The organism is Actinomadura sp. GC306 (assembly GCF_004348665.1).
GTDB lineage: Bacteria > Actinomycetota > Actinomycetes > Streptosporangiales > Streptosporangiaceae > Spirillospora.
In genome coordinates this window covers 1-9532 of sequence record NZ_SMKM01000259.1, presented here as the reverse complement: position 1 = coordinate 9532, position 9532 = coordinate 1, and the positions used below count along the sequence as shown (strand labels likewise).

Below are 9532 nucleotides of genomic sequence, written 5' to 3'. Positions count from 1 at the left end.
GCGCTGAGGGGGCAGTTGGGGAGTTGGAGGCTCTGCGGGGGCCCCTGGCTGGTTACTGCTACCGGCTTCTCGGGTCTGCGGCCGATACGGATGATGCGGTCCAGGAGACCTTGATCCGGGCTTCGTCCAGGTGGGAGCAGTACGACCCCAGTCGGGCGCGGTTGAGCACGTGGGTGCATCGGATCGCCACCAACGTCTGCATCGACATGCTGCGGGCGGCCAAGCGGCGGGCCCTCGTGATGGACGTAGGGTCGGCCGGGCCGGAACTCGGGGCGCCGCTGCCTGCGGAGTCCTGGGTGGAGCCGATGCCCGACGCGCGTGTGCTGGCCGCGCAGGACCCGGGTGAGGTGATCGCGGGGCGGGAGTCGGTTCGGCTGGCGTTCATCGCGGCGCTCCAGCATCTCGCTCCCCGCCAGCGGGCCGTCCTGGTGCTGCGGGACGTTCTCGTGTTCAGCGCCCAGGAGACGGCGGAAATCCTCGGCACCACGGTGCCCGCGGTGAACAGCGCGCTGCAGCGTGCGCGGGCCTCGCTGGACGCCGTCCGGCCCGATCCGTTCGACGTCTACGACCCCGAGGACGCCGGGCAGCGGAATCTGCTGCGCCGCTACGTGGCCGCTTTCGAGTCCCATGACGTCGCCGCGCTGACCGCGGTGCTGCGCGAGGACGCCGTGGCCTCCATGCCGCCGTTCCGCTGGCGGATGGACGGCGCGGGGGTGATCGCGGCGGCCGTTGGGAGCAACGACTCTTGTGCGGGGGCTCGGCTGGTGCCGTGCCGGATCAACGGTGCGCCCGGGTTCGGGCAGTACCGGCCCGGGGACGACGGCGTCCTCCGCCCGTTCGCGCTGGTGGTGGTCGAGATGCGGGAGGGGCTGATCGCCCACATGGTGACGTTCCTCGGGACAGAACGCAGGTTCGCCGAGTTCGGTCTCCCCGAGCTCCTTTCGGTGTCTGAACACGTCAGCGTGTGAGCGATGAGTTGTCGCGGGACGCGTCGTACAAGTCGGTGAAACCCTGACGACGCGGAAGGACAGCCCGATGGAGACGAACTCGGCCGACCTGGCCAAAGAAACGTATGCGGAGCGGGAGCGCCTCGCCGACATCCTCGGCGGCCTCACGTCCGAGCAGTGGGGCACGCCCTCCCTGTGCGAAGGCTGGCAGGTCCGTGAGGTGGTCGCGCACATGACGATGGCGTACCGGACGAAGGCGATCGAGGTGCTGGCGGGCATCGTCCGCGCCCGGTTCTCCTTCAACAGGTACGCCGACCGGGACGCCCGGGCGGCGACGCAGGCGAGGAGCGACGCCGAGTTGCTCGACCTCCTGCGCCGCAACATCGACCACCCTTGGCAGCCGCCGGGCGGCGGGCAGGCCGGCGCGCTCAGCCACGACGTCATCCACGGCCTCGACTTCACCGAGCCGCTCGGCCTGCCCCCGGCACCGCCGCAGCGCATCGCGCTGGTCCTGGCATCGACCAGGCCCCGGCAGTTGAAGTACTTCGGGGTCGACCTCGGCGGACGGAAACTGACCGCCACCGACTCGGACGCAACGGTAGGGGACGGATCGGCCGTCGTGGAGATGACGTCCAAGGACATGCTCCTCGTGGTCACCGGACGGCGCCCCCTCGACGAGGTCCCGCACACGAACCGGTGAGGGCGGACGCCTTGCCCCGGAGGCCGCGCGGCCGCCTGGAACGATCTACCGTCAGGCGGCCGCCCGCCGAACCCCCGCCACCTTTGCGGGACGGCTGCCTCCCTACTTGCTCGGCGGTGTGTAGAGCCAGGAGCCGCTGGTGTAGCAGTGATCACTGGCCAGCGCCTCGTTCTCGCAATAGGCCGCCTTCGCGATCGACCCGCCGCGGCGATCGACCCAGATGTAGTCGATGTGCCCGCGAGGCGTCGCCGGGACGGGCCACGTCGCCGGGTCGTCGTCATGGTCGGTCCAGGTCGGCATGGTCTCGCTGCTCTCGATCACCAGATCCCGCATGCCCGTGTAGAACGCGGGAGCCGCATCCGGGTCACGAAGCTGTTCAGGGGTCAGGTTGAAGTCGCCGGCGAGCACTTTCGGCTGCCCGGCCGCATACGCGGTGGCTATCCAGAGGTACTCGGCCGCCTGGGGCATCGCCCATTCCGACTCGTTCTCCAGGTGGGTGGTGCAGACCGTCATGACCCCCGCATAGGTCTGCAGCTTGAGGCAGAGCATGGCGCGACACTCGTCCGTGGTGCAGTCCAGCTCGTCGTCTCGCGACGGGAGGAACTCCGCGATGCCGTCCAATTTGACGCCACCGGGATGCAGAATCGCACTGCCGAACAGATCGCCACCGCAGTCATTCTTGTTCTGACGCAGGCTGACGACCATCGTGCCCGCGCTGCCCGTCCTGGCGCTCAGATCTGCGAAATCCTTCCGGCAGACCTCGTTGAGCGAAATGAACCAGGGGTCGTCGGTGGCCTTGAAGAAGGCCACCAGGTTCTTTGCCCGGTCCTTGAGCACAGAATTTTCGACGCACGTGTTGTTGCCGGCGCAGATGTTGTAGTGGTGTATGGGAATGTTCAGGGATGCAGCGGCACGGCTGGCCGCGGACAACCGCATTGGCTGTACGTTGTCCGGCGTAGCCTCCAGGATCATCGGCTTCCCGTCGGCGGCCTCGGTGATCCGCAGGGTGGAACCGGCTGTTACCGTCGGCGCACTCTCAGCAGCCGCGGGAACGCCGACTAGGCCACCCAGCATGATCATCATGGTGAAGGCGGCCAGGGTCACTATCGCTCTTCGCATTGGGAGCTCTCACCTACTGAATCGGAATGTCGTCCCCGATGGGCGAGCTCATTTTCCGAATTCATCGGTGCAGCGTCACGTTTCTGGCCGGTCATGGTCATCAATGCACTTTGCGGCCGCATACTGATAGTAATTCGGCCAGGCCCTATGACGGGCGGCGCGAAGATCACCTGCGCGCGTTCGCACGTCGCGGGTGTTCAGCCGACCGGGAAGGTCGTGGCGGGGGCGGCGTAGTCGACGGGGCCGTCGAAGCGGGTCGAGGCGGAGGCGACCGCCTGCTCCGGGGTGAGCGAACGTCCGACGTGGGTGACGATCAACCGGCCGGCCTGGGCTGCGCGGGCGGTGTCGCCGGCGTTCTCCGGCGTGTGGTGGACCTGCTCCCCCGCCGTCGGGACATCCGCGCTGTCGGCCTCGCACAGCAGCACGTCGCACCCCTCGGCAAGGCTCGTCAGCGCCGTGCAGGGGGCCGTGTCCCCGGAGTAGACCATTGACGCGCTCTCGGCCTCGACGCGCAGCGCGAAGGCCGGCATGCCGTGCGCAACCGCCCGGCTGGTCAGCGTGAGCGCACCGACCCGCGCCGAATGCCCGTCGTGCAGTTCCTCGATGGCGAAGGCGGACTCGACCGGGCTGCGGACGGACGTGTTCGTGAGGAAATGCGCCAGGCGGTCGGCCGTGCCCGGCGGGCCGTACAGCGGGATCGGCGCGGGGAGCCGGATATCGGCGTAGAGCGCGCCGTAGTAGGCGGTGAGGAGGTCCGCGCTGTGGTCGGCGTGGAGGTGTGAGATCCAGATCGCGTCCAGTTCGTCAAGCCGGACGTGCCGTTGCAGCTCGGCCAGCGTCCCGGTGCCCGCGTCGACCCACACCCGGGCGCCCGCGCCGGACACCAGGTAGCCGGAGCACGGGTTGCCCACGCTCGGGTACGGCGTCGCAGACCCGAGAACCGTCAAGCTGAAATTCTCGCTCGTCACCCGCGAAGTCTAGAACGGCGGGCGACGCGGTGGCCTGGCAGCGGCCGGTAAACGCCTTCGTAACGGTGTGTCGGAGGGTGCTGCGTCTACCGCCGAACCTCATCGGCGTTAACGACGACCTCATCCGGCGTCCCCTCCATGCGTTACTCAACACTTGATTCGAGGAACTCGCCGTAGAGTCGCCTGCTCATCAAGTCCGGTCAAGCCCCTGCCATGAGCAAAATCGGCCATACCCACAGAGGTCGACCTGTGTCGCCGGCTTGGCCGCAAGCAATTCGGAAGACGTGGCCGCCAGGATGCCTACGAAATGTGGTTCGCTCAGGCCGTTCAGGTTGTCCCCCCAGTCGGTATCGGCGCGGGAACACGGCGAACGGCGCGCGCCCTGTCGGCTCGGACGGGCATACTGCACCGACCGAGTACACGGGCCGGTGGATCCGTCCTTCTATCGTTTCCGACAAAGGCTTAACCCATGGACAATACCCCCCAGAATGCCGAGAACCATCACGAATCAAGCAGAACGAGCCGTACAGGTGAGGGCCAGCAGATCCTCAGTCCGTGGCTGCTGCTTGGCATCATCACATGCGTCGTGTTCTGGACCGTCGCCATCTGGCTTAACGGGCCCACCGCAATCGCCATCCTGGGGATTCTGGGAGCAGTGACCGGCGCGACCATGACCCTGGTCGCACTGACCTCCGGCAGAATTGACCAGAGGGTCGCGAGATTCACCCTATGGACATTATCCTGCTGCGCGATACCTTTTCTCCTGGTCGGCTTCAACGCTCGGTACCTGACCTCAAAGGACGCCCGCCTGTCACCGCAGGACTTCCATAATATGAAGGCCGGAGATTCCTTTACCGCGGAGATCATGGCGACGGACAAGAGGACGTACCTCGCTCTGAGATTCGATGTGACGCCCCGGAACCAGCAAGCAGCCATCTGCGGCGGCAGCATCCGACTCTCTGTGCAGCTCTCCTGGCAGTCGGGCCCCGTGGAACTGAAGCCCGGCACGGAGAAGGATATACGGCTCGGCTCACCTCCGGCCAAGGATCGCAAAGTAATAATGACCGTGCAAAATGTCGAACCCAACTCCACTTGCACAGTCAATGTCCATCTACAAGGAACTCTGCACAGATGATCCGACACGAGGACGCACACGTGAACCGACTATGGACAGGGGCCTCGGCGCTGACGCTCACTGCCCTCCTCTGCCTCGCCGGATGCGACGCGCAGCAGCCCCCCTCGGCACAGTCCTCGCCCAGCGCAACGCACGCGAGCGAGTCCCATTTCGGGCACGGAAAAAACATGACGGTCGGCATGAAGTCGGACCAACCACAGATCAGTCTGCAGAACGGGTCCAAATTCGATGGATTCGAGAAGCGGCTGGTCGATTACATAGCAACCAAAACGGGCACGAGCACGGTCGTCTCTCCGGTCGTCTCCAAAGACCGAGACGAGAAACTGGAGAAACGCCACCTTTCCATGATCGTGGCCACATATTCCGACAACACGGCCCGGAGGGCGAGGATACAACTGGCGGGCCCCTATATACAGACACCGCAGGGCGTACTCGTTCGTAACGGCTACCGGAAGATCCGCAAGTCCGCAGACCTCAAAGGCAAGACCGTCTGCACGACCACAGGATCGACCTCAGAGGAAGCGCTGAACGACCTCGGTGTCTCCATATTGCTCAAGACTCACTTCGCAGAGTGTGTCGAGCTCCTCAAGAGCAAACAAGTCCAGGCAGTGAGCACCGACCTACTGATCCTTTACGGATACCAGGAGACGTCGTCCGCCGTCATCGTGGCCAAGGACAAGGACGGGGCCCCGGTCGAGATTCCGGCGGCCGACCAGGACAGGTGGATGATCGGACTTCAGCCCGGAAACAAAGCGGACTGCAAGGTCGTACTTGCCCAGCTGGAATCTTTTCTGTCCGACCAGAAGTGGGAGCAGAACTTCACCACATGGTTCCCGGACGTGCAGAAGGACTATGCCGACTGGTCGACCCGTTTCAAGCCGGAGATCAGCTCCCTGAGCTGCGTGGGGCAGACCTGATGACGTCCCGCATCTCCGGTCGGTTGGCCATGCATAGGCCCGACCGCTGACGCGGCATGCCGACCCCGGCGGTTCGGGCAGGTCGGCTTGCTCTAGCCCGATGATGAGTAATCGCGTCCGCATCCGTCATACCTATGCCGGGATATGACGAGAGGGAAGATGACGTGATGAGCACAGACAGGCGGTTGGTGGAGCCGGGCGGGGGCGGTCTGGACAGGGTGGATGGGCCGGTGTTCTCCGGGCTGGCTGAGCGGCACCGGCGGGAGCTGCACGTCCACTGCTACCGGATGCTCGGGTCGTTCGAGGACGCCGAGGACGCCGTGCAGGAGACGTTCCTCCGGGCCTGGCGGCGGCGGGAGACCTTCGAAGGGCGGTCGACGTTCCGAGCCTGGCTGTACCGGATCGCCACCAACGCCTGCCTGGACCTGCTCGCCAAGCGCCGCCCGCAACCCGCGACCGGCGGCGAGGTGCCGTGGCTGCAGCCCTACCCCGACCGTCTGCTGGACGAGTTGCCCGCCGCCGACGCGGACGAGCCCGAGGCCGTCGCCATCGCGCGGGAGACGATCGAGCTCGCGTACCTGGTCGCCGTCCAGCACCTCGCGCCGCGCCCGCGGGCCGTGCTGATCCTGCGGGACGTTCTCGGCTGGCCGGCGAAGGACGTCGCCGAGGCCCTCGGGGACTCCGTCAACTCGGTCAACAGCGCGCTGCAGCGGGCCCGCGCCGGTATGCGGCAGCGCCTTCCCGCCGAGCGGCAGGACTGGACCGGCGGCGAGGAGGACGCCGGGACACGCGAGGTCGTCCGCCGCTATACCGACGCCAGCGTGGCCACGGACGTCGGCAGGCTCGCCGCACTACTGCGGGATGACGTCCGGTGCTCGATGCCGCCCACGCCGGGCCTGTACATCGGCCGCGACGCGGTGGTGAACGACTGGGTCGAGAGCGGCTTCGAGGGCATGAAGCGCCTACGCGCCGTCCCCGCCTCGGTTAACCGGCAGCCCGCCGTCGCCTTCTACCAGTGGCGCAAGCGCGAGGACGCGTACCTACCGCTGACGATCGACGTCCTGCGCATCACCGGCGGGGTCATCACCGAGATCACCACTTTCCACGGCGATCGGTTCCCACGGCTCGGGCTGCCGAACCACCTGCCAGCGGACGGCACAAATTCGAGGTCCTCGGCATCGCTCTCCGCCAGGAGGGCGCGCATGTAGTCCTCGGTCTGAAGGGGCGGCGGGATGACCTGCCCCTGGTAGATCCGGATCACACTCGCCGCGGCCTCGTACTGGCTGTGCTGCAAAAACCAGTTCGGATTATGCCCTTTGCGGGCAAATATGACGAGCCGCTGGAAGTGGCCTCCGGTGCCCCATGCTTCATCCAGTCGCTCGGCCTGTACAACGCCGGACTGCCTGCTGATCCCTATGCTGGCGTCGAACGCAGTGCCGGGCCTGGCTCGCACGATGACGCGAACGCGATTGGACAAGTGGGGCTGTACGCACATTTCGGACGATGCATTCCTCATCGCCTCGGAATTGATCGCCAACGCCGTAGCGGCGACTCCCGGCAAGGAGATCCGCTACCAGTGCAGCCGCGACACCGCTGGCGTCCTCATCGCGGTATGGGACGCCAGCCCGACGCTTCCCCGCATACACCCGCTCATCGAGCTGACGCTCGAAACGCTGGACGTCTCCGAAGAAGACTGGGACGACAACGGTGGCCGTGGCCTCCCCATCGTCACCGCCCGCGCCACCGAGTGCGGCCACACCCCCGACCCGTCCGGCGGCAAATGGGTCTGGGCCCGCCTCAAGCCCTGAACATCAGGAGACCGCCCCTGCCGCAAGGCGTCCCTCCAGCCGAATGCAACGAGTGCGACTGTTGCCGAGACCGCCGGACGGGTCGGGGCGGGCCGCGAGGGGAGGGCGAACGGGGGTGGTCAGCCGATCTGGCGGGAGAGGCCGAGGTCGCTTAGGGAAACCGGTTCGCCTGTTTCCTGATGGAACGCGTCGTAGGTGAGGCTGCCCGGCGAGGGTATGCGCAGGACGTCGCGGAGGGCGGCGACGCTCATCTCGGCGAGTGCGCCGTGGTCGGCTCCCGGGCCGCTGAAGCGGTCCGTGGACCAGTTCGGCACCGACCCCCGGGTCCACCTCGATCCGCGGGGCTTGTCCCAGCCGATGGCGCGCAGGTGCTTCTCGTCCTCCTTGGAGAGCCGCCGGTGCTTCGGCAGGGTCCTGTTGCTCGCGACCTCGGCCCACGTCCCGCCCTCGTCGCCACAGATGTACTGCACCATGCATCCCGGCTCGGACGCGTCCGAGATGATCAAGATGACGGGTCGATCATCGGAGGCGAGTGCGGCCAGGACGCGGCCGAGCCGGGCGGTGAAGTCCGGCCATTCCTGCGACATGCTGCGCTCCCTTCGGTCGAGCCCCCTCGGGGAAGGGGCCCGCCATCATGCCACCGCACATTCTCCGAAGTCGAAGCCGACAAGGCCGACACCTGCGGTGATCTCGGTCCGGTCCCGTGGTTCGCGGGTTCCCGGTGCTAACTTGGTCGTGTGACCAACTTGGCCGAGCGACCAACTTCGCCGCGTGGTGATCGACGGCGGCAGCAGTTGGTGGAAGCCGGGATCGCGCTGCTGGGGCAGGACGGGTGGCCGGGCGTTTCCACGCGCGCCGTCGCCGAGCACGCCGGTACCAATTCCGGGCTGATCCACTACCACTTCGGCGGCCTGGCGGGTCTGCACTCGGAGGTCTTCCGGCAGGCCACGGACCTCGTCCTCGGGCCCATGCTGACCGAGTTGCTGGCGGCGCCGGACGAGCGGGCCGCGCTGGAGACGTTGCAAACTCTGCTGGCCCGGCTCCCGGCCGACGAGCAGCCGACCAGGCTGGCCGCTGAATTGATCATGGGGGCGACGCGTGATCCCGCCCTGGGCGCGGTGCTGCGCGACGAACTCCGCCGGGCCCGTGGCCAGATCGCGGACCGTCTCCGGGAGTTGCATCCCGGGTGGCCGCGGTCCCGGTTCGCCGGGGTGGCCGCTCTCATCGTCGCGTCGATCGACGGGCTGATGCTGCACCACATGATCGACGGCGAGCTTCCGGTCGGTGACGTCCTGTCCGTGGTGAGGGAACTGCTGGAGGGGGAAGCGTGAAGGTCCTCACCGGCGGGCGCGAGTCGCGGGGCCTTCGGCCTTGCTCCGACCACGAAAGGGATGAGGTGAAGCATGGAGATCGTTGAGAGGCCCGCCCCGCCGACCGGCCTGCGCCGATGGCTGTGGCGGCTGCCGATCCGGTTGTACCGCATGGGGCTGGGGCCGCTGCTGGGCCGCCGGCTCATGCTGCTCACGCACACCGGCCGCGTTTCCGGCAAACCGCGGCAGGTCGTCATCGAGGTCGTCCAGAGCGAGGAGGACGGCTACGTGGCGGCCTCCGGATTCGGTCCCCGAGCCGACTGGTACCGCAACGTCATGACCACCCCCGAGGCCACCCTCCAGGTCGGCGGCACGAAGAGGCAGGCGACCGCCGCCCCCATCCCGACCGAAGAGGGCGCCGAGATCATGGCCCATTACGCCGCTCGTCACCCGGCCGCCGCCCGGCGGCTGTGCAAGCTCATGGGCTTCGCCGTAGACGGCAGCGCGGAGGACTACCGCGAGGTCGGAGAGCACATCCCCTTCGTGCGCTTCACGGTCCACCCCACCCCGACGGCCTGAGCCGGCCGCGCCGGTCGAGCGTCACCCCTGTGGAGCAACAGTTTCTGGG

Annotated in this window: 11 protein-coding genes; 8 read left to right on the top strand and 3 right to left on the bottom strand. The window is 67.2% G+C overall.

Annotated elements, in window-relative coordinates; all coding sequences use genetic code 11:
• Positions 1-23: 23 nt before the first annotated feature.
• Together E1200_RS27040 and E1200_RS27035 are read left to right on the top strand one after the other, a co-directional pair.
• Entirely contained in the window at positions 24-968 is a 945-nt protein-coding gene (locus E1200_RS27040; RefSeq protein ID WP_131954896.1) for an RNA polymerase subunit sigma-70, read from the top strand.
• A 67-nt stretch (positions 969-1035) separates the two neighbouring features.
• Positions 1036-1647, top strand: coding sequence for a maleylpyruvate isomerase family mycothiol-dependent enzyme (locus E1200_RS27035; RefSeq protein WP_131954895.1), 612 nt, complete (start codon positions 1036-1038; stop codon positions 1645-1647).
• Between the two features lie 102 nt (positions 1648-1749).
• Here the strand turns inward: E1200_RS27035 and E1200_RS27030 are convergent, their stop codons facing one another.
• Together E1200_RS27030 and E1200_RS27025 are read right to left on the bottom strand one after the other, a co-directional pair.
• A complete protein-coding gene (locus E1200_RS27030) occupies positions 1750-2751 on the bottom strand; it encodes an endonuclease/exonuclease/phosphatase family protein (RefSeq protein WP_131954894.1) in 1002 nt (333 codons plus the stop codon).
• A gap of 212 nt (positions 2752-2963) precedes the next feature.
• The gene (locus E1200_RS27025; RefSeq protein ID WP_131954893.1) at positions 2964-3734 is read right to left on the bottom strand and encodes an MBL fold metallo-hydrolase; all 771 of its coding nucleotides are present in this window, start codon (positions 3732-3734) and stop codon (positions 2964-2966) included.
• Positions 3735-4203: 469 nt separating this feature from the next.
• Here E1200_RS27025 and E1200_RS27020 point away from each other — a divergent pair, with 469 nt between their 5' ends.
• The 4 genes from E1200_RS27020 to E1200_RS35380 all read left to right on the top strand — a co-directional run bounded on the left by E1200_RS27020 (position 4204) and on the right by E1200_RS35380 (position 7594).
• Positions 4204-4869, top strand: coding sequence for a hypothetical protein (locus E1200_RS27020; protein ID WP_131954892.1), 666 nt, complete (start codon positions 4204-4206; stop codon positions 4867-4869).
• A gap of 167 nt (positions 4870-5036) precedes the next feature.
• Positions 5037-5786 carry a transporter substrate-binding domain-containing protein gene (locus tag E1200_RS27015; protein WP_165950474.1) on the top strand — a complete coding sequence of 250 codons (750 nt, stop codon included), beginning with the start codon at positions 5037-5039 and terminating at the stop codon, positions 5784-5786.
• A 167-nt stretch (positions 5787-5953) separates the two neighbouring features.
• Positions 5954-6994, top strand: coding sequence for an RNA polymerase subunit sigma-70 (locus tag E1200_RS27010; protein ID WP_131954890.1), 1041 nt, complete (start codon positions 5954-5956; stop codon positions 6992-6994).
• Between the two features lie 120 nt (positions 6995-7114).
• A complete protein-coding gene (locus E1200_RS35380; protein WP_347813246.1) occupies positions 7115-7594 on the top strand; it encodes an ATP-binding protein in 480 nt (159 codons plus the stop codon).
• Positions 7595-7713: 119 nt separating this feature from the next.
• Here the strand turns inward: E1200_RS35380 and E1200_RS27000 are convergent, their stop codons facing one another.
• On the bottom strand, positions 7714-8181 hold the full coding sequence (locus E1200_RS27000; protein WP_131954888.1) for a hypothetical protein: 468 nt from the start codon (positions 8179-8181) through the stop codon (positions 7714-7716).
• Positions 8182-8391: 210 nt separating this feature from the next.
• Between E1200_RS27000 and E1200_RS26995 the strand changes: the two genes are divergently transcribed.
• Positions 8392-8925, top strand: coding sequence for a TetR/AcrR family transcriptional regulator (locus E1200_RS26995; protein ID WP_207933562.1), 534 nt, complete (start codon positions 8392-8394; stop codon positions 8923-8925).
• Between the two features lie 72 nt (positions 8926-8997).
• The gene (locus E1200_RS26990; RefSeq protein ID WP_131954886.1) at positions 8998-9483 is read left to right on the top strand and encodes a nitroreductase family deazaflavin-dependent oxidoreductase; all 486 of its coding nucleotides are present in this window, start codon (positions 8998-9000) and stop codon (positions 9481-9483) included.
• Positions 9484-9532: the final 49 nt, after the last annotated feature.